The organism is Peptoniphilus asaccharolyticus DSM 20463 (assembly GCF_900176115.1).
In the GTDB taxonomy this organism is placed as follows: Bacteria; Bacillota; Clostridia; order Tissierellales; family Peptoniphilaceae; genus Peptoniphilus; species Peptoniphilus asaccharolyticus.
Genome location: NZ_FWWR01000012.1, coordinates 21,311 through 41,710, shown reverse-complemented (window position 1 = coordinate 41,710; position 20,400 = coordinate 21,311). Strand labels below are relative to the sequence as shown.

General features: G+C 31.2%; 17 protein-coding genes and 1 pseudogene. 16 read left to right on the top strand and 2 right to left on the bottom strand.

Going from position 1 to position 20,400, the window contains the following annotated elements; genetic code table 11:
- The 14 genes from B8869_RS09440 to B8869_RS09375 all read left to right on the top strand — a co-directional run.
- Positions 1 to 705: IS30 family transposase (locus B8869_RS09440; RefSeq protein ID WP_084231375.1), on the top strand; the 705-nt coding region annotated here is incomplete at its 5' end.
- A 378-nt stretch (positions 706 to 1,083) separates the two neighbouring features.
- Positions 1,084 to 1,251, top strand: a complete 168-nt coding sequence (locus B8869_RS09435; RefSeq protein ID WP_004838473.1) for a hypothetical protein — start codon at positions 1,084 to 1,086, stop codon at positions 1,249 to 1,251.
- A 98-nt stretch (positions 1,252 to 1,349) separates the two neighbouring features.
- Positions 1,350 to 3,068, top strand: a complete 1,719-nt coding sequence (locus tag B8869_RS09430) for a recombinase family protein (RefSeq protein WP_084231374.1) — start codon at positions 1,350 to 1,352, stop codon at positions 3,066 to 3,068.
- Positions 3,061 to 4,803, top strand: a complete 1,743-nt coding sequence (locus B8869_RS09425; RefSeq protein WP_084231373.1) for a recombinase family protein — start codon at positions 3,061 to 3,063, stop codon at positions 4,801 to 4,803. The genes B8869_RS09430 and B8869_RS09425 overlap by 8 nt, the downstream gene beginning before the upstream one ends.
- Entirely contained in the window at positions 4,796 to 6,319 is a 1,524-nt protein-coding gene (locus B8869_RS09420; RefSeq protein ID WP_084231372.1) for a recombinase family protein, read from the top strand. The genes B8869_RS09425 and B8869_RS09420 overlap by 8 nt, the downstream gene beginning before the upstream one ends.
- Before the next feature lie 164 nt (positions 6,320 to 6,483).
- On the top strand, positions 6,484 to 7,968 hold the full coding sequence (locus B8869_RS09415; RefSeq protein WP_060802636.1) for a ribonuclease H1 domain-containing protein: 1,485 nt from the start codon (positions 6,484 to 6,486) through the stop codon (positions 7,966 to 7,968).
- Between the two features lie 46 nt (positions 7,969 to 8,014).
- Positions 8,015 to 8,362 (top strand): type II toxin-antitoxin system RnlB family antitoxin, encoded by a 348-nt coding sequence (locus B8869_RS09410; protein WP_060802635.1) that lies wholly within the window; start codon positions 8,015 to 8,017, stop codon positions 8,360 to 8,362.
- 124 nt (positions 8,363 to 8,486) lie between these two features.
- A complete protein-coding gene (locus B8869_RS09405) occupies positions 8,487 to 9,131 on the top strand; it encodes an AAA family ATPase (protein WP_234989832.1) in 645 nt (214 codons plus the stop codon).
- Position 9,132: 1 nt separating this feature from the next.
- A complete protein-coding gene (locus B8869_RS09400) occupies positions 9,133 to 9,807 on the top strand; it encodes a YjjG family noncanonical pyrimidine nucleotidase (RefSeq protein ID WP_084231370.1) in 675 nt (224 codons plus the stop codon).
- Between the two features lie 160 nt (positions 9,808 to 9,967).
- Positions 9,968 to 11,350, top strand: coding sequence for an aminopeptidase (locus B8869_RS09395; protein WP_084231369.1), 1,383 nt, complete (start codon positions 9,968 to 9,970; stop codon positions 11,348 to 11,350).
- Positions 11,347 to 11,862, top strand: coding sequence for a pyridoxamine 5'-phosphate oxidase family protein (locus tag B8869_RS09390; RefSeq protein WP_084231368.1), 516 nt, complete (start codon positions 11,347 to 11,349; stop codon positions 11,860 to 11,862). Before B8869_RS09395 ends, B8869_RS09390 begins: the two co-directional genes overlap by 4 nt.
- Positions 11,863 to 11,962: 100 nt before the next feature.
- Positions 11,963 to 12,352: a C-GCAxxG-C-C family protein gene (locus B8869_RS09385; RefSeq protein WP_084231367.1), complete on the top strand. Its 390-nt coding sequence runs from the start codon at positions 11,963 to 11,965 to the stop codon at positions 12,350 to 12,352.
- Positions 12,353 to 12,375: 23 nt separating this feature from the next.
- On the top strand, positions 12,376 to 12,948 hold the full coding sequence (locus B8869_RS09380; RefSeq protein WP_084231366.1) for a TetR/AcrR family transcriptional regulator: 573 nt from the start codon (positions 12,376 to 12,378) through the stop codon (positions 12,946 to 12,948).
- Between the two features lie 113 nt (positions 12,949 to 13,061).
- Positions 13,062 to 14,858, top strand: coding sequence for an oleate hydratase (locus tag B8869_RS09375; protein ID WP_084231365.1), 1,797 nt, complete (start codon positions 13,062 to 13,064; stop codon positions 14,856 to 14,858).
- 241 nt (positions 14,859 to 15,099) lie between these two features.
- On the opposite strand, the pseudogene B8869_RS09370 reads toward B8869_RS09375, so the two are convergent.
- Positions 15,100 to 16,123, bottom strand: a pseudogene (locus tag B8869_RS09370) (IS30 family transposase).
- Positions 16,124 to 16,317: 194 nt separating this feature from the next.
- Between B8869_RS09370 and B8869_RS09365 the strand changes: the two are divergent.
- Positions 16,318 to 18,147, top strand: a complete 1,830-nt coding sequence (locus B8869_RS09365) for an NAD(P)-binding protein (RefSeq protein ID WP_084231364.1) — start codon at positions 16,318 to 16,320, stop codon at positions 18,145 to 18,147.
- Positions 18,141 to 19,919 carry a [FeFe] hydrogenase, group A gene (locus tag B8869_RS09360; protein ID WP_084231363.1) on the top strand — a complete coding sequence of 593 codons (1,779 nt, stop codon included), beginning with the start codon at positions 18,141 to 18,143 and terminating at the stop codon, positions 19,917 to 19,919. Before B8869_RS09365 ends, B8869_RS09360 begins: the two co-directional genes overlap by 7 nt.
- 50 nt (positions 19,920 to 19,969) lie before the next feature.
- Here the strand turns inward: B8869_RS09360 and B8869_RS09355 are convergent, their stop codons facing one another.
- A complete protein-coding gene (locus B8869_RS09355) occupies positions 19,970 to 20,302 on the bottom strand; it encodes a hypothetical protein (protein WP_084231362.1) in 333 nt (110 codons plus the stop codon).
- Between the last annotated feature and the right edge of the window lie 98 nt (positions 20,303 to 20,400).

Genomic DNA, 20,400 nt, shown 5'->3' with positions numbered 1-20,400 from the left:
GAACATTGGTCCCCTGACCAAATATCAAATAGAAACACAAATGAGATTCATGAATTACCATCTACATCAACGATATATAGAATGATACACGCCAAAAAGCTGCCAAAAACTAGTATGAAAAATTTGAGAAGAAAAGCTAAATTTAAAAGGCCAGCAGAAAAAAGAGGAAAATTCAATGATAAAGGTAGAACAATTAAGAAAAGACCTAAAGAGATATACAGAAGGCAAGAATTAGGCCACTGGGAAGCAGATACAGTGGAATCAGGCAGATTAGATCATAAAAGGAAAAGTAGATGTTGTTTCGTAACTTTAGCAGAAAGAAAATCTAGATATTATATAGCAATCCTAGTTGAAAATAGAAAGTCGGAAAGCGTAACACCAGCAATAATAAATGCATTAAAAGATTATCCAAAAGAATTAGTAAAAACAATAACCTTTGATAGAGGTAAAGAATTTTCAGAATTTGAGAAAATAGAAAAAGAATTAGGATGCAAAACTTATTTTTGTGATCCCTATTGTGCATGGCAAAAAGGTACAAATGAAAATAGTAACGGACTTTTGAGGGAGTTTTATCCTAAGGGTATGGATTTATCAGAAGTGAATATTGATGAATTAAATTATAACTTAAGTTTAATGAATAATAGACCTAGAAAATGTATAAAATATAAAACACCTAAAGAAGAACTTTTTGGTCTCTTACCATAGGTGTTGCATTTGATTTGACAATTCGTCTATAAAAAAGAAATTAATAGAAATTTGAACCGTGACAACTGAATAGACCAAGACAGGACATTAACCATTTGTGGAGCTTTATAATTTCTTCGCCATGACTTTTCTGCTGATAAGGATTTCGGTTTAAATAAATACTCTAGCTAAAGGAAGGATATAAGAAAACGAGCGACAAAAAGAAATTATATATTCAGCCTAGGAAACTGATGCATTGAAGCAAATGGGGATAATGATACTTCTACAGTTGTTGCCGGCTCATCTTGAAAAGGGGCGGTGGTGAAATTCCAATGTCGTGACCTACACGCCTGTTAATGTCAAAAAACTTAAAAAAATTAAAGATAAGGAGAAGATATTATGTGTGATGAACATAATATAAATACAGAAATGAAAACAGATAAAAAAGATAAACAGATGATAAATCAAATTGATGGTTGGAATATAGAAGTTAAATTTAATGAAAATGGATTTAGTTTAGAAAATTTAGTAGAGGAATACATCAAAGAAAAAATTTCTGTCTATTAGGGGCTGACAAAAAATATAAGGAGCGTTATAATATTTTTGTGGAAGCCTAACCTTGGTTTGATTTATTGTATGTAAATTGAACTAAAGGAGGCTTTTTTATGTTTAAAAACAATTTAGCAAAAGAAAATTTGGCAGTTATGTATTTAAGATTATCAAAAGAAGATGGCGAAAAAACAGAAAGTAACTCTATATCCAATCAAAGAGAAATTATAAACTCTTATGCAAGAAAAAAGCAAATTACAATTGTCAAAGAGTATGTGGATGATGGATATTCAGGTGCAAATTTTGATCGTCCCGATTTTAAAGAAATGATAAAGGCTGCCTATGATAGAAAGTTTAATACAATTATTGTAAAGGACTTATCAAGATTCGGAAGAGATTATATAGAAGCTGGAAAATATATTCAAAGAATATTTCCGGAAAACGGTATAAGATTTATATCAGTAAATGACAATTACGATAGTAAAAGTGCAGATATAAACGATACACATCTTATACTTCCTATAAAAAACTTCATCAATGATAGTTATTGCCGAGATATTTCAAATAAGGTAAAAAGCTCTCAAAAGATAAAAAGAGAAAAAGGAGACTTTATCAGTGCTTTTGCACCTTATGGATATAAAAAATCAGAAGAAAACAAAAATAAGTTAGTGGTTGATGAACAAGTTGCTAAAAACATCAAAAATATATTCGATATGAAGCTATTAGGCTATTCTTCAAAGGCAATTGCAGATGAACTAAATCATTTAGGAGTTTTAACTCCAAGAAAATATAAAGAAAGTCAAGGATTTAAGTGTAATGGATTTCAAAACACAAAAGGTGGAACCTGGTCAGCAAAGACAGTAAATAGAATTATAGAAAATGAAGTATATATTGGAAATACCTTACAGGGAAAGAGTATTACTTTAAGTTATAAAAATAAAAAGCAGATAGAAAAAGCGAAAGAAGAATGGATAAGGGTAGAAAATACCCATGAATCAATTATAAGTAAAGAAGTTTTTACTATTGCGAATACGATGTTAAAAAGAGATTTGAATAACTCTCGTGGAAAGGACAAAATTGATATTTTTACAGGAATGCTTTTTTGTAAAGAATGTGGAAGTTCTTTGATTAGAAGGACTGTAAAGTATAAAAAAAGAGAAGAGGTTTTTTATATCTGTTCAAAGTACAATAAGGAAAAATCTTGCACAAGACACAGCATAAAAGAAGAAACCTTGATAAAAGCAGTATCTAAAATAATGAAGTCCTACATTGAATTTAATGAAAATCTATATTCTAAAGTTCAGCGTATAGATATAAATAAAAATTTGAAAGACAATCAAATTCCTATACTAAAACGAGAAAAAGCAATGACAGAAGAACTCTTATCTTCCCTATACCTTGACCTAAAAGAAGATGTTATTAGTAAAGAAGAATATCAACTTTTTAGAAAAAACTATACAGAGAAATTGACTAAATTAGATGAAAGCATCGAGTATAGATTGAAAAAACAGGAAGATACTAAGGAGAAGATTGACAAAAATAAGAGTTGGATCATCGACATTAACAAGTATAAAAATTTATCTGAAATAGATAGATTGTCTGTTGTGATGCTTATTGATAAAATTTTTATTTCTGAAGATAAGACGATAGATGTTAGGTTTAATCATACCGAAGAATTGTCATTACTTGAAGAAATGACAAAAATGGATAAGTCTGACATTAAAGCTAACACTATAAAAAAGAAAAGTATCGATAAAAGCAGGAAGTCAAAAACTATACCCATTGTTATGAATAAAAGTCTTGTAACTGCTGAAAGTGAGGTATGTTATGGCTAGAACAAAAAATAGGCATATATCACAATCAGAAACAGAAGTTGTAAAAGTGATTGAAAAAATATACATTGCCGGTATTTATGCTAGATTATCACAGGAAAGAAAGGAAGCTTACAGGGATAAAAGTAATTCACTTGAAATGCAGGAAGAACTTTGTATAAATGCTGCAAACGAAAAAGATATAAAGATTTTAAGAGTATACAAGGACTATGAGTATTCTGGAACAAATTTTAAAAGACCTGCATTTATTGAAATGATGGAAGATATTCGAACAGGTAGGATAAATTGTATAATCGTAAAAGATATGTCAAGGTTTGGTAGAGAGTATTTAGAAATCGCAAACTATATCGAAAAAGTATTTCCATTTTTGGGAGTTCGATTTATTTCCGTAAATGATAATCTGGATACTAAAGACGGTATAAAATCAGATCAGAGTTATGAAATAGCAATAAAAAATATCTTCAATGATTTATACGCAAAAGATATTTCAAAGAAAATAAAAGCCTCTAAAGAAATAAAAATGAAACAAGGGTCTTTTATAGGAGCAATGGCTCCGTATGGCTATAAGGTTGATAGAATTGATGGAAAAAGAGTTCTGGTGATGGACGAAAAGGCAGCAGATGTAGTAAGACTTATCTTTTATATGGCAAGTCAAAGAAAATCAAATATGCAAATAGCAAGAGAATTGACTAAAAAATATACGACACCAGATGAATATAAAAGAACAGGTAAAATTTTTAAGGATAAAGAAGATACAAAACAATGGGATATTTCTCATATATCAAAAATGCTTTCTGATGAAGTATATATCGGGAATTTGATTCAAAGAGTATACTCAAATAGACATGATCCAAGTAGGAAAAGTAAGTTTCGTGATAAAGAAGAGTGGATTATAACAGAAAACACCCACGCAGGGTTAATAGACAAAACTACATTTGAAAATATCAGAGAGATAAAGGAGAAAAAACAAAACTATCTACCTTACCATTCACTGAAAAACATAATAAAAGACGGAAAAGAAAATGTTGGAGTAAAAATTCAAAGAGATCATAAAAAAGAAGGAAAGTATGACGACCTTATACAGTGCAGTGTTTGTGGTAGAAATTTGAAAAAACAATATGGACCACGAGGACTGAAATATCATGATGAGATTTGCTATTGTTATTATTGTAAAGGTGGAGACAGATTAAAATTAGAAAAATCTCATGTCAGAATATATGAGACAGACCTCGACAAAATTTTAGTAGATACCTTAAAAAGACTGTTTTCAAGCTTTTATAAAAAGGATAAAAGATTACAACTAAAAATATATTTAGAAAATATAAGTGCTGAAAAGATAAATCAAGTTTCTATAAAAATAGATGAAAATAATAAAAAGATTGCTTCTCTTAGGATCAATTTACAAGAACAATATGAAAACTATGTTAAAGGAGAGGTTCTTTTAAGTGATTTTAAAATAGAAAGTAAAAAAATAAATAATCAAATAAAAACCTTAAAAAATGAATTAAAAGTTTTTGATGAAAGAATAAGAAATATAAAAAAGAAAAAAAGAGAAATTATAGAATTTATAGATGTACTATTTTGCTGCTTGGATGCTAAAAGCATAGAAGTTGATAAAGAATTGGTCGATACATTAATTAGCCATATAGAAATATCAGAGTATAAGCAGGTTACCATATATTTTAAGTTTAAACTTGATAAAGATGTGGGAAAGCAGTTGGAGGTAGAGCATGAATAAGATAGCTATATATTTAAGACTTTCTGAAGAAGATTATCACAAAGTAGATGAAAGTGAAAGTATAGCAAATCAAAGAGATTATATAAAAAGCTACATTGAAAATGAAACATCTTTAAAAAGTTGTGAAATAGAAGAATATGTAGATGATGGATATTCTGCTACTAATACAAATAGACCTTCCTTTTTAAGGCTTATTGAGGATATAAAGAGTGGTAAAGTAGGAACTATAATTGTAAAAGATATGTCTAGGTTTTCAAGAGATTATATTCTACTTGGGGATTATTTGAGCAATATATTTCCATTTTTAAAAATACGATTTATAGCTATCAATGATTGTTATGATTCCATAAACGAAAATGGAAATGGATTAGATATGGATACACAGTTTAAGACATTGTATTATGATTTATTCAGTAAGGAATTATCTGAAAAGGTAAGAAGTTCTATTAGGCAAATTAAATCGCAGGGGAAAAATATAAATTGGGCAGCACCTTTTGGATATATTAAAGATCCAAAAGATAAACAGAGTATCATCATTGATGAAAAAACAGCTTTTATAGTTAAAGAAGCTTTTGATTTATTGCTAAAAGGATATTCGTGCATTCAAGTGGCTAATATATTTAATGAAAAAGGTTATATTACACGCTCTGAACGAAAAGAAGAACTGAAACTTTCTGATTATACTGGAAATTTAATTACTGGAAGTGAAGTAAAGAAAAGAGTTTGGACAAACGCAGCTATCTCACAGATTACAAGGAACGAACTATATACAGGAGATTATGTATATAATAAATTCAAAGAAACAAAAATAGGTGGAAGAAAAAGAATTTTACTTCCTGAAGAGGAGTGGAAAATACTTCCAAATACCCATGAAGCGATTATTTCAAGAGAAGTATTTGATGAGGTAAAGAAAATAAAAGAAAAAAGAAGTTTTGGGGGATATACAGGAAACAAAAATCGTTCTATTTTTTCTGATAAGATTTTTTGTAAAGAATGTGGTAGACATATGAGTTTTCGATGTGACAGTAGACAAAAGAAGAATTCTGATAAAATATACAAGTATAAAAGTTATTATTGTAATTTATGTAAAGCTGAGAAAAAACCAAACAATATCAAAGAGAAAGATATTATTGAACTTATAAAACCCAAATTAAAAGATTTTAAGATACAAAACACATTAAATGAAGAGAAAGTCATAGAACACAAGAATGTGAAAGAAGAGATTCTAAAGGAAATATCCATATTAAACAGTAATTTACAAATCATCTATGAAAACTATAAAAGGAAAAATATTTCAAAAGAGGACTATTTAAAGAAAAAAACTTTTATCAAAGATAAAAAGATATTATTGGAGAGTAAGTTGGAAGAATTGAAGTCAGAGAAGATTGATTCAAGGAAAGAAATGGATATTACAGTCTTAGACGAAGAAAATTTATTGAAGGCTTATGTAGACAATAAAATTGATAAAATAATCGTATCAAGAAGTGGAGAAATAGAAATTATGGAGAAGTATTAGTTTGTATAGTTGAAGCTGTAACAAAATATAAACGAAAATTTTCTATATCATAAAATGACTACTATGTCAATAGTGGAGATACTATTTATTTGCTAAATGTGGTATAATACAAATATGAGCGAGGAGAAATTTATTAAAATTTAGAATAGCGGTGGTGAAAATTTATGGTGAAGAAAAAATTTTATGCAGTAAAGGTAGGTAAAACACCAGGGATATATGGCACTTGGAGTGAAACGGAGGAACAGGTTAAAGGATTTCCAGGAGCTGTGTATAAATCTTTTTCTACTGAAGAAGATGCAATAAGATATATATCTTGTGAAGATATAAAAGAAATTAAAAGTGTATCTGATGAAACGTCTGCAATAAATAAAAAAATAGAACAGGAAATAAAGAACTTACGAGATAGAGAAGTAATTGCTTTTGTAGATGGCAGCCATTCTTTAGATGCAGATGGAAAAGAAAAATACAGTTTTGGTGTCCTTCTTTTAACCAATGAATCAGAAGACAGTCTATATAAGGCTTTTATAGATAAAACTTATATGGATTCAAGAAATATTGCAGGTGAAATTGAAGGTGTTAAACAAGCTATTTTATGGGCTATTGAAAGCAATAAACAAAGAATAAAAATTTTTTATGATTATGAAGGCATTGAAAAGTGGGCAACGAAAGAATGGAAAGCTAAAGTTAATGTTTCACAGGAGTATAGCAAATTTTTTGATGAAAAATCAAAGTTGATAAATGTAGAATTTGAACATGTGAAAGCTCATAGTGGAGTTGTATATAATGAGAAAGCGGATGAATTAGCAAAGAGAGCTTTATTATCGCAAGGATATAAAACATATAATGATGGTTCTATTTATTTTATCGGTTTTCAAAAACAAGACTGGCGTAATATGGTAAAATCACTCAATGACGAAATTAGTGAGGAAGATATTAATTATCACATTGATATAGATGAATCAAATCCAAAAGACTATTTGGATAAATTGCTACTTACATTTGATGGGCAACGAGTGATTATTAACTGCTACAAAGGAAATAAATCTTATGTTCAAGGAAAACAGAGTATTTTATTTCAAAAAATTGTTTCATCAGCTATTGAAAAATTACCAACAGATAATGCTGTCATAGAAGTCTTAAATACGTATCATGCTTTAACAGTAGAAGAGTATGAGGTAGAAAATGCTTTTTCTGCTATACTGCCTAATTTTCCAATAAATGATAAAGATACAAAACTTAGAAATACTCTGCTATCGGCAGTATTTAATACACTAATAACAGGATATATGCCTGATTATACTTGTTTGGTTACACCACTTTTCAGAGCAATGGAATTTTATTTGCATAGAATTTTGAGTGATAAGTTAGGACAAGATACAACAACACTGAAAGGGAAAAATAAGTTTTCTTACTTTAGCTTTAACAATTTAACCAATAAGTATGAGTATAATTCATCAATGGGAAATCTAAATAACAATCAAATAGATTATCTAAATGAGTTATACAATAGATATAATCAAATGAGACATCCTTATGCTCATTGGGCAGAGAATTCAATGGATACACAAGTTATAACAGATATAAAAACAGCTCATGAATTAATTTTGGAAGGCTTGCAATTTATAAATAAATATTATATAATATTCTAGTTACTTTTTTGTATAAATGATTTAAGAGGAAGGAGGAGATATTGTAATGAAACCATATTTGATAAATAGTTTAAAAAAGGATGGATTTGATGCTATAATAACATTGTTGGATTATCAAACTCAAATATCAAGATGTTTAAAATCCATTAGAATGTCTCCGAACGAAACAAAAAAACTCTTGATAGATACTATATTATGTTCGGGAATGAATGAGTATCGTTTTATTGAAACTACTTTAAATGAAGATGGAACAATTAATTTAAATCATTATAACTATGTTAATGTGGACAATGATGTACTTGAAAAAGCAAATGAGATTCTAAAATATCAACCCACTTTTTTAAGAAATTCTGTATTGCCGGAATCACAAATAAAAAAAATAGCGCAGAGTTAAATATACTGTATACCATATGACGCATCAAAGCACTTAAAGAAATTTAAGTGTTTTTTTAATATCAATCACTTGACATTGTAGGGGTAAGAGCACAATTTTAAATATTATTGCAGAAAAATTAAATTTGGAAAGGGTATCTTTATACAATAGAACCAATTTTTTTGAAGATTATATTAATTTGTGTGATTTTGATTTAGAGAGAAAAGTTCCAAAACGAAGCAGCATAATAACTTCTGATGATGTTTTTGATTTTATGCTCAATTTAAGAAGTATAAATAATGGAATAACTTTAAAGAGAGAAGAGTTATTTGATGAGTATTTGGAAAAGAAATATTCTGAGTTTCAATTAAGTTCTTTAGATGATTATGAAAAGCTTAGAAAAGTTAATATGGCAAAGAAAAAGTCTCAATCTTACTACGTTAGACAAAATCTAATTAACAATACAAGAGAGTATTCAAATGGAGAGAGTGCTTTTATATACTTTCAAAAAAATATTGAGGAGGATGCATTATATCTTTTGGATGAACCTGAAAATAGTCTATCTCCTCAAAGACAAATTGAATTAATTAAGTTTTTAGAAGAGAGTGTTAGATTTTTTGGTTGTCAATTTATAATATCCACGCACTCGCCGTTTATATTGTCGTTACAAGAAGCTAAGATATATGATTTGGACGGAGAGAGAGCAAGTGTAAAAGATTGGACTGAGTTAGAAAATGTGAGAGTATATTATGATTTTTTCAAAAAACACTCTGACAAATTTGAGGGATAGTATGTACGAAATTATTTTAATAGATTTAGATAATACCATTTTGGATTTTAATGCTGCTGAGGAAAACTCTATAAGACATTTGTTTGAAATTTATGGAGTTGAAAATAATAGAGAAAATTTGGAAAAATATAGAAAAATAAATGTTTATATGTGGGGAGAACTCGAAAAGGGGAATATGTCAAAAGAAGAAATTTTGACAAAAAGATTTGAAGAGTTCTTTAAATTATTTGGGATTGATGTAGATGGAAATGACGCAGAAGATATTTTCAGAAGTCATCTGGATAGAAATAGCCAGTTGATAGATGGTGCAAGAGAGTTATTGCTTTCTTTGAAGCAAATGGACAAGAGAGTTTACACTGCATCTAATGGCGTCTATTCTACTCAATTAAAGAGAATGACAGATGCAAACATATATAATTTATTTGATGGGCATTTTATATCTGAAAAAGTTGGATTTGAAAAACCGGACAAAGGATTTTTTGAGTTTTGTTTTAAAAATATTGAAGGGGCAAATTTTCAAAATACAATAATGGTGGGAGATAGGATAGAGTCAGATATAAATGGAGCTAAAAATTTTGGGATAGATAGCTGCCATTTTGACATTGGCAAAAATAATGATGTCAGTGGGGCGACTTATGTTATAAATAAGTTAACTGATCTTTTAAAAATAGTATAAAAAATGCCAAGCTCTCCACAAAGCTTGGCGAAGTAGACAGATTGTTCTGCCCAAGGGTCTTTTAAGATTATACAAGAGAATTTATCTACTGTCAAAGCTTTACAAATATTTGTATAGCTTTATAATTTAAAGTAATAGAGAAATTAAATAGGAGGATAAAATGGAATTAGAAAATAAGTCAGTATGGAAATCGCTAACTCCAGAACAACACAAAGAAGTTTTTGAATATTCTGATAGATATAAGAATTTTTTAGATAGAGCAAAAACTGAAAGAGAAGCGACAAAATTTATTATCGAAGAAGCTAAGAAGAGAGGATATATTTCTTTAGATGAAGCTATAAATGGAAATATTCAAGCTGGAGATAAAATTTATCTAAACAATCACAACAAGTCATGTGTGTTATTTGTTATAGGTAAAGAAGATTTGGAAAATGGAATGAACATAGTTGGTTCACACATAGATTGTCCAAGACTTGATTTAAAACAAAGACCTCTTTATGAAGATTCTGATCTTGCATTATTTAAGACACACTATTATGGTGGGGTTAAAAAATATCAATGGCCAACAATACCTCTTGCTCTTCATGGGATAATTATCACTCAAGATGGAGAAAAGAAGGAAATAGCAATTGGTGAAAAAACTGATGATCCTGTATTTTTTATAAATGATTTATTGCCACATTTAAGTCAAAACCAAAACACTAAGAAACTTAGTGAGGGAATTGAAGGTGAACAGTTAAATGTCGTAGTTGGACACTCAACTTATGGTAGTGAAGAAGAAAAAAATCCAATTAAGAAACTTATTCTTGAATATTTAAATAAAGAGTTTGGAATGGTTGAAGAAGATTTTATAGTTTCAGAACTTGAAATCGTGCCTGCAAGTCCGGCAAGAGACGTTGGATTTGACAGATCTCTTGTAGCTGCTCATGGACATGACGACAGAGTTTGTAGTTATGCAAATTTAGAGGCTGTATTTGAAGTTGAAAATCCAAATAAAACTGTAGCTGCTCTTTTCGCAGATAAAGAAGAAATAGGTTCTGTTGGCAACACTGGTATGCATGGAAGATTTTTCGAAAATGCTGTTGCAGAAATAATAAATGTAATGGGAGATTATAATGATTTAAAACTTAGAAGAGCTCTTGCAAATTCTAAGGTGCTTTCAGCAGACGTTACAGCTGCTATAGACCCAGCATTTAAAGAAGTTATGGATGAAAAGAATGCATCAAAACTTGGATATGGTATAACTATGTCTAAATACACTGGCTCTCGTGGCAAAGGTGGTTCTAATGATGCCAATGCTGAATTTTTACACGAAATCAGAAAGGTGTTTAATGAAAATGGAATAATATGGCAAACTGGAGAGCTTGGCAAGGTTGACCAAGGTGGCGGAGGAACTATCGCCTACATCTTAGCTGAGTCAGGTGCTCAAGTTGTGGATATGGGAACAGGAATGCTTTCAATGCACGCTCCGATAGAATTGGTTTCTAAAGCAGATGCATACATGACTTATAAGGCGTATGCAGCTTTTATGAAGAATATATGAGAAGAAAAGATAGAGAAAAGGATAGAGAATTTGGATTAGAGGTAATAGACAACACCGATTATGGTGTGATGACCTTGAAGAAAAATGCCTATTCTATACCACTTACTTTTAGTAGAGATGGGGAAAATCTTTATTTTCACTGTGCAAAAGTTGGAGAAAAAATAGATTATATTGAAGATGGGGATAGTGTTAGAATTGTGTTTGTATCTCAATCTCAAACTCCAATAGGGCATACTCCAGAGAGAGTTAGGGAACTCTTAAAATCTGGAGAAATTAGCTTAAGCAAAGTTTTTACAATAGGATATAAGAGTGCAATTGTAGAGGGTAGAATTTATAGAGTAGAAGATGAAAAAGAGAAAGTTCATTCGCTTAGAATTTTATCTGAAAGACTTGTACCAAATATGATGGAATTCTTTGAACAGGCTATAGAGAGGTCTATTAAAATCACTGGTGTATACAAGATAGAGTTAGACCAAATTGAATCAAAGTGCAAAGAAGTGCCTAAAATTTAAAGAGAATCCATTGCTTTAGTGCGATGGATTTTTTATTTTATAAAAATAGTTTATAATAATTATTGAAAGTGAAAATTAATTTAGTTTAGCGAGGAAGTTTGTGAGTAGAGTAGAAAAAGTTGTAGAAAGAAAACATGATAGATATAATTGCGCTCAAGCTATAGCTTGTACGTATTGCGATTATGTTGGAATAGATGAAGAGACAATGTACCACCTAACTCAAGGTTTTGGAGCTGGAAATGGAACCATGGATGGAACTTGTGGAGCTATATCTGGAGCCGAAGTGATACTTGGGTTGCTAAATAAAAATTCTGGGGAGACTATGAGAGACAGTAGAAGAATAATGAATGAATTTAAAAATAATAATGAATCGGTTTTGTGTAAAGATTTAAAGGGGATTGAAACTGGAAAACCACTTAGATCATGTGAAGACTGTGTGAGAGATGTTGTAAAGATGTTAGAGGATATAATAAATGAAAAGCCTCTATAAAGTTAAAGCTAAGAGATGATAAGATGGCAAAACAATACACCAAAGAGCTTATAAGAAATGTATTTTGGCAATTGGCAAGTAAGAATAAGCTAAAAGATATAACGGTAAGTGAAATAGCAAAAGTTTGTGAAATAAATAGAAACACTTTTTATTATTACTATGAAGATATCTATGCTCTTATTAAAGAAATTTTAAATGAAGAACTTGAGAGGATAGATATTCAATTTAATGAAACTCTTTCTTGGGAAGAAAGTTTTTTAGAAGCCAGTGAATTTATATTAAAAAATAAAAAAGCTGTATACAATATCTTTAAATCAGTTGAGAGGAAGACTATGTATGACTATATATTTAACGTTTCAGGAATTGTAATGAATAAGTATGTAGAGAGTGAGAGCATAAGAAAGAGTATAAAGGCATCTGAAGATGACAAGAGATTGATAGGAGATTTCTACCAAGCTGCACTTACGAGTTTTATGCTGAAATGGATTGATGATGGTATGTTGGAAGAGCCGAATAGCATAGTTTATAGAATAGGCTGTTTATTTGATGGCAACATTGAAAAGTCTCTTAGGAAGAGTGAAGAATTAAATAATTAGACAAAGTGAGATAAGTGTTAGGATTTCTAACACTTGTTTTTAGTTAACCATAACATCCCCAAAATCCCAGTGTTATTATTATCTTACAAATAAGAAATATATGGAGGGGTAATATGGAAATAAAAACATTTGATAAGAGATTGAGACTTGATAATGGAGATTATGACAGATTAGTTAATGCTAGAAAACCAAAAGATATAGAAAAGAAATCAGCATATATAATTGGTTCAGGAATGGCTGGACTTGCTGCAGCGGGATTTTTAATTAAAGATGCTCAAATGGATGGTAAAAATATTCACTTCTTAGAGCAATGTGAATTGCCAGGTGGAGCAATGGATGGTGAATTCATGAGTAACATAGGTTATGTGGCTCGTGGAGGAAGAGAAATGGGACACCATTTTGAAGTCCTTTGGGATTTGTTCAGCGTAATACCATCAGCTGAGGAACCAAGTATGACAATTTTAGACAATCTATATTATACAAATTTAGATGATCCAAATTACAGCAATTGTCGTATAACTCACAACTGTGGCGAAAGATGGGACAATGGAAAATTTAATTTAGGACAAGATTTAGTTAAAGAACTTGTTATGTTCTTATCTATGCCGGATGAAGCGTTACAAGATTTGAGAATTGATGAAGTATTATCTAAAGAAGTTTTGGAAACTGATTTTTGGACTTTCTGGAGAACTATGTTTGCGTTTGAAAACTGGCATAGTGCATTAGAAATGAAACTTTATATGAATCGTTTTATTCACCATGTAGATGGTCTTCCTAATCTATCAGCTTTACAATTCACAAGACATGACCAATATATATCTATAGTAGAGCCAATAATCAAATGGCTTAAAGAAAAAGGCGTTAGTTTCGAATACAATGTAGATGTAAAGAATGTTGAGTTTGAAATTACAAAAGATAAAAAAGTTGCTAAGAAAATAGTGGCTAAAGACAATAAGGGAAATGATAAATCTATTGAACTAACAGAAAATGATTTAGTGTTTATTACAAATGGTTCAATTATAGAGTCTTCTGGATATGGAGATGATGAAACTCCAGCTGAATTTATAAGAGAACCGGGAAGTAGCTGGGAACTATGGAACAACATTGCAAAACAATGTGATGAATTTGGAAATCCGGAAGTATTTAGCACAGATTTTGAAAAGACAAATTGGGAATCTTGTACCGTAACTTGCCACGATAGAAAAATTGCGCCTTATATAGAAAATATAACTAAGAGATCACCATACACCGGCTCAACAGTAACAGGTGGTATAGTAACGGCGAGAGATTCATCTTGGCTTATGAGTTGGACTATAAACAGACAAGGTCAATATCTTGAACAACCTAAAGATGATGTAGTTGTTTGGGTATATGCACTTTTCACAGACAAAGGTGGGGATTATATTAAAAAGCCAATGAGAGATTGCACCGGTAAGGAAATTACAAAAGAATGGCTTTACCATATAGGTGTGCCTCTTGAAAAGATTGAAGAGATGGCAAATACTTGTACAGCAGTGCCAGTTATGATGCCATTTATAACAGCTCATTTTATGCCTAGAAAATTTGGAGATAGACCTTATGTAGTTCCAAAAGATGGTGTAAACTTTGCATTTATAGGTCAATTTGCAGAGACACTTGATAATCCTGGTAGAGATACAATTTTTACAACAGAATATTCTGGACGTACTGCTATGGAAGCAGTGTATGTTTTGACAGGAGTTGAAAAAGCTGTTCCAGAAGTGTTTGCTTCAAGATATGATATAAGATATTTACTAAGTGGATTGGTAGCCCTTTTAGATGGAGAAAGACCTGAAATCAAGTTGCCTGTACTTGCTAAGAATAAAGTAAAAGTACTTCTATCAGGAACTGAAATAGAACAGATGTTAAAAGAATTCAATGTGATAGAATAGAATATTTTTATAAATTTAGCCCCTATTTATTAGGGGCTAGTTTTTTAGACAGTTATCATGGATTATTTAAATTTATTTTTATATTTAGTCATTTTTATGTGAAAAATCTTAAAATATATAAATTTTACATAGGTGTTTTATATAACTATAATATAGAATATAGAGGAGTATTTTTTATTATGATTTGACGAAAATTAGAAAAAATTCTAATAATTAACAAACTTTAACAAAAAAATAACAATTATTGTAGACGAATTGTCAAATCAAATGCAACACCTATGGTAAGAGACCAAAAAAGTTCTTCTTTAGGTGTTTTATATTTTATACATTTTCTAGGTCTATTATTCATTAAACTTAAGTTATAATTTAATTCATCAATATTCACTTCTGATAAATCCATACCCTTAGGATAAAACTCCCTCAAAAGTCCGTTACTATTTTCATTTGTACCTTTTTGCCATGCACAATAGGGATCACAAAAATTAAGTTTTGCATCCTAATTCTTTTTCTATTTTCTCAAATTCTGAAAATTCTTTACCTCTATCAAAGGTTATTGTTTTTACTAATTCTTTTGGATAATCTTCTAATGCATTTATTATTGCTGGTGTTACGCTTTCCGACTTTCTATTTTCAACTAGGATTGCTATATAATATCTAGATTTTCTTTCTGCTAAAGTTACGAAACAACATCTACTTTTCCTTTTATGATCTAATCTGCCTGATTCCACTGTATCTGCTTCCCAGTGGCCTAATTCTTGCCTTCTGTATATCTCTTTAGGTCTTTTCTTAATTGTTCTACCTTTATCATTGAATTTTCCTCTTTTTTCTGCTGGCCTTTTAAATTTAGCTTTTCTTCTCAAATTTTTCATACTAGTTTTTGGCAGCTTTTTGGCGTGTATCATTCTATATATCGTTGATGTAGATGGTAATTCATGAATCTCATTTGTGTTTCTATTTGATATTTGTTCAGGGGACCAATGTTCGTTAATCTTTACAGTTAAATAATCAATAACATCTTTAGAAAATTTACTTTTTCTATGGCAGTCTTTTCTTCTATCAATATATTTATCATTTGCCTTTATCGGAAAGTACTTAGTGTAACTTCCCCTACTAACTTTTATCTTAGATGAATTTCTTTTAATTTCTCTAGATATTGTACTAGGTGACCTTTTAAGTGCTTGTGCAATTTTCCTTATACTCATTCCTAAATTTAAAAATTGGTAAATACAAGATCTTTCTTCTATGGTAAGATGGTTATAGCTCATAGTTAATCACTCCTTTTAATATGTTTTGTTTGGTCACTTACATATTAACACAGCTGATTAGCTATGAGTTTATTTATGTTGCACTTGTTATGATAAATTATCTGTATAAAACGCAATTATCATATAACATTAACTATAAGAGATAGATTTAATTAAATAATATAATTAGAATTATTTTTGTAGGGGGTAAGTTTGTGAGCAGATTAGAATTAAAATCGCCCAGTAGAGCAAAGATTATAATCGATGATATTTATGAAAATTTGAGACAACGTATAGAATCCAGCCCACCTGGATTATGTCCTGTAGATATAACAAGAGCTTTTATAGAAATGTGTCATGCCCAAACATGTGGTAAATGTATTCCGTGTAGAGTAGGGCTACAACAACTTAAAAATTTACTAAGTGATGTTTTAAATGGTAAAGCAGATATGAGCACACTAAATTTAATTGAAGAGACTGCAAAATCGATTTCTGAAACTGCAGATTGTGCGATTGGATATGAAGCAGCTCATATGGTACATAGAAGTATTACAAATTGTCGTGATGATTATGAAGAGCACGTAATAAATGGAAGATGTATATGCATGACTACTCAACCTGTGCCTTGTGTTGCAATGTGTCCTGCAAATGTTGATATACCTGGATATGTGGCTTTGATTAGAGAAAAGAGATATACTGATGCCCTAACTCTTATGAGAAAAGATAATCCATTTCCAACCACTTGCGGATTTATTTGCGAACATCCTTGCGAAGAAAGATGCAGAAGGAATATGGTTGATGATGCTATAAATATACGAGGGTTAAAAAGGTTTGCAGCAGATATGGCTGGTAAAGTTCCGACTCAAAAGTGCACTAAGTCAACTGGTAAAAAGATTGCCATTGTTGGTGGAGGTCCGGCTGGTCTTTCAACTGCGTATTACTTACAACTTATGGGACATCAAAGTACAGTTTTTGAAATGTTACCTGGGTTGGGTGGTATGTTGAGATATGGAATTCCAAATTATAGATTGCCAAAAGACAGATTGAATGATGATATAAATGCCATCCTTGAAACTGGAGTTGAAGTAAAATACGGTCTTAAGATAGGAATTGATATAGACTTAAATGATTTGAGAAGAGAATACGATGCTGTTTTGATAACTGTAGGAGCATCAACTGATAAAAAACTCGGATTAGATGGTGAAAAGAGCGAGGGAATAGTATCAGCTGTTAAATTTTTAAGAGAAGTTGGCATGGGGATTTTACCGGATATTGAAGGTAAGAGAGCTGCTGTAATAGGTGGCGGGAATGTGGCTATGGATGCTGTTAGAACCTTAGTGCGTTTAGGAGCATCTAAAGTAAGTTGCGTATATAGAAGAAGAACTGCAGACATGACAGCACTTCCTAATGAAATAGAAGGAGCTTTAGCTGAGGGAGTTGAAATGGTAACTCTAAAAGCACCTTCAAGACTTGAAATAGAAGATGGAAAATTAAAAGGGGTTTGGGTTGAACCTCAAATGATATCAAATATAAAAGGTGGAAGAGCATCTGTTATACCTACTGGAGAGCCTGAAGAGTTTATACCTTGTGAGGTATTGGTAGTTGCCATCGGTCAAAATATTGAAACTGAACACTATGAAGGAGTTGGAGTCCCTATTGAAAAAGGAAAGATATTCACTCTACCTAATGGAGGGTTTAGAGGAATCCCAGGACTTTTTGCAGGTGGAGATTGTGCTTCAGGGCCTGCAACTGTAATAAAAGCTATTGCAGCTGCTAAAGTAATGGCTGCTAATATAGATGAATACTTAGGTTATCACCATGAAATCACTTGTGATGTTGAAATACCAGAGCCTAACATAGAAGACAAGACATATTGTGGAAGAGTTGAACTTCCTGAACGTGAAGCTTGTATGAGAGTGTTGGATTTTGATGGAGTGGAACTAAACATGAATGAAAAAGCTGCTCATCAAGAAGCGGCAAGATGTTTGAGATGTGACCACTTTGGATTTGGTATATTTAAAGGAGGTCGTGAAAGTATATGGTAAATTTAATTATAGATAATACAAGAGTTACAGTTTCTGAGGGCGCTACTATAATGCAAGCTGCAAAAAGCATTGGAATAGAAATTCCACACCTTTGCTATCTAAAAGATTTAAACGAAATAGCGGCATGTAGAGTATGTGTAGTTGAAGTTGAAGGTAAAAACAAGTTGATTACAGCTTGTAATAATGTGGTTGAAGAAAATATGGTTGTATTTACAAACAGCCCTAAGGTAATGTTGGATAGAATGAGAACTGTTCAAATGATACTTTCACAACACGATTGTAAGTGTGCAACATGTATTAGAAGTGGAAATTGTTCCTTACAAAAACTTTCAAACGACCTAAACATTCAAAATATTTTATATGAAGAAAATTTAGAGTGCCAAGCTTGGGATAATAGTTTCCCTCTTATTAGAGACTCTAAAAAATGTATAAAGTGTATGAGATGTATTCAAGTTTGCGACAAGATGCAGAGTTTAAATATATGGGAGTTGGAAGGTACCGGAGCGAGAACAACGGTAAATATTTCCGGATCAAGAACCATTGCAGAATCTGATTGCTCTCTTTGTGGACAGTGCATAACACATTGTCCGGTAGGAGCTTTAAAAGAGAGAGATGACACAAGCAAATTGTGGGAAGCAATTGTATCAAAAGATAAAGTTGTAGTAGTTCAAGTTGCGCCGGCTGTTAGAACAGCGTGGGGAGAAGAAGTTGGACTTGATTTACAAGATGCAACAGTAAATAAGATTTTTGATGCACTTAAGAAAATTGGCGTGGATTATGTATTTGATACAGCTTATTCAGCTGACCTTACAATAATGGAAGAAGCCAATGAATTTTTAGATAGATTTAAAAGTGGAGAACTGGAAGATAGACCGATGTTTACTTCATGCTGTCCAGGTTGGTTGAGATTTATAAAAGGTCAATATCCTCATCTTGTTCCTCAACTTTCAACCGCTAAATCACCTATGCAAATGTTCGGTTCAGTGATGAAGACATATTTCTCAGAACAAATTGGCAAGAAGCCGGAGGATATATATTCAGTTGCGGTAATGCCTTGTTTGGCTAAAAAAGGCGAGAGAGAGATGGAACTGTTCTATGTAGAGTACGCTGGTCACGATACAGATTGTGTTATCACAACTCGTGAATTGGTTAGAATGTTAAGAGCTGCACATATAAACCCAAAGACTCTTAAAGATATAGAACCGGATAAATTATTTGAACAGAGTTCAGGTGCGGGAGTTATATTTGGAGCAACAGGTGGAGTTATGGAAGCTGCTTTGAGAACTGCATACTACACTATAGTTGGTGAAAATTGTGCTCCAGATGCATTTGAAGTGGTTAGAGCAGAGTCTCAAGACACTGGAGTTAGTGAAGCGAGTTTTAATTTAAATGGAATAGATTTAAAAATAGCAGCGGTAAGTGGACTTGGAAATGCCAGAAGACTTATAGAAGATATAGAACGTGGAGATAAGAAGTATGATTTTGTTGAAGTTATGGCATGTCCAGGTGGATGCGTAGGCGGAGGTGGTCAGCCTATACATGACGGAGATGAATTAGCTTTTGAAAGAGGAAAAAATTTATACTTTATAGATAAAAATGCTCAATTGAGATATTCACACGAAAATGAAGATGTAAAAGCTCTTTATGAAAACTATTTTGAAAAGCCAAATAGCCATAAGGCACACATGCTGTTGCACACAGACCACAACTCTTGGGAGATGCCAAGAAGTCCTAAACGAGATAGGCGTGGATACGTTATAAATGGTTATTAAATAAAAATGGTAGGATAGCATAATATGAATGCAATCCTACTTTTTTCTTGTCAAAAATTAAAGACATAGTTAAAATTTTCAGATATTGTTGGATGAGTGCAGATTTGGTTTTTGAAATAAGTGTATGGTATGTGGTTGTCCATTGACAATTTGATTAGATTAATAATTTCTTCAGAGTTAGTTCCAAATAGTGTGGCACATATTATTTCATATGTTTCAGTATTGACCAAAACTTTATATATACCTCTCAAATCATTATTTACATGTGCTCTAGGCATGTTAGCTATCGACAGTTCATTGGATTTATATTCTAAATTTTTCTCTTTAGCCTGGCTTTCTGTAAGGCCTATCTGTGAAAGAGATAGAATACATACCCGATCCAATTATTTATATTTCCTCTTTCGTTATTATATAAGTTGAGCAATATAAATCCTAAAACTAAAAATATTCTTTAACTACAATAATATAGCTGTAAGCTGAA

What these genes read in the sequence shown, in the direction of transcription:
- B8869_RS09435 (WP_004838473.1), top strand. Translation starts at nt 1,084, where the DNA reads ATGTGTGATGAACATAATATAAATACAGAAATGAAAACAGATAAAAAA.
- B8869_RS09430 (WP_084231374.1), top strand. Translation starts at nt 1,350, where the DNA reads ATGTTTAAAAACAATTTAGCAAAAGAAAATTTGGCAGTTATGTATTTA.
- B8869_RS09425 (WP_084231373.1), top strand. Translation starts at nt 3,061, where the DNA reads ATGGCTAGAACAAAAAATAGGCATATATCACAATCAGAAACAGAAGTT.
- B8869_RS09420 (WP_084231372.1), top strand. Translation starts at nt 4,796, where the DNA reads ATGAATAAGATAGCTATATATTTAAGACTTTCTGAAGAAGATTATCAC.
- B8869_RS09415 (WP_060802636.1), top strand. Translation starts at nt 6,484, where the DNA reads ATGGTGAAGAAAAAATTTTATGCAGTAAAGGTAGGTAAAACACCAGGG.
- B8869_RS09410 (WP_060802635.1), top strand. Translation starts at nt 8,015, where the DNA reads ATGAAACCATATTTGATAAATAGTTTAAAAAAGGATGGATTTGATGCT.
- B8869_RS09400 (WP_084231370.1), top strand. Translation starts at nt 9,133, where the DNA reads ATGTACGAAATTATTTTAATAGATTTAGATAATACCATTTTGGATTTT.
- B8869_RS09395 (WP_084231369.1), top strand. Translation starts at nt 9,968, where the DNA reads ATGGAATTAGAAAATAAGTCAGTATGGAAATCGCTAACTCCAGAACAA.
- B8869_RS09390 (WP_084231368.1), top strand. Translation starts at nt 11,347, where the DNA reads ATGAGAAGAAAAGATAGAGAAAAGGATAGAGAATTTGGATTAGAGGTA.
- B8869_RS09380 (WP_084231366.1), top strand. Translation starts at nt 12,376, where the DNA reads ATGGCAAAACAATACACCAAAGAGCTTATAAGAAATGTATTTTGGCAA.
- B8869_RS09375 (WP_084231365.1), top strand. Translation starts at nt 13,062, where the DNA reads ATGGAAATAAAAACATTTGATAAGAGATTGAGACTTGATAATGGAGAT.
- B8869_RS09360 (WP_084231363.1), top strand. Translation starts at nt 18,141, where the DNA reads ATGGTAAATTTAATTATAGATAATACAAGAGTTACAGTTTCTGAGGGC.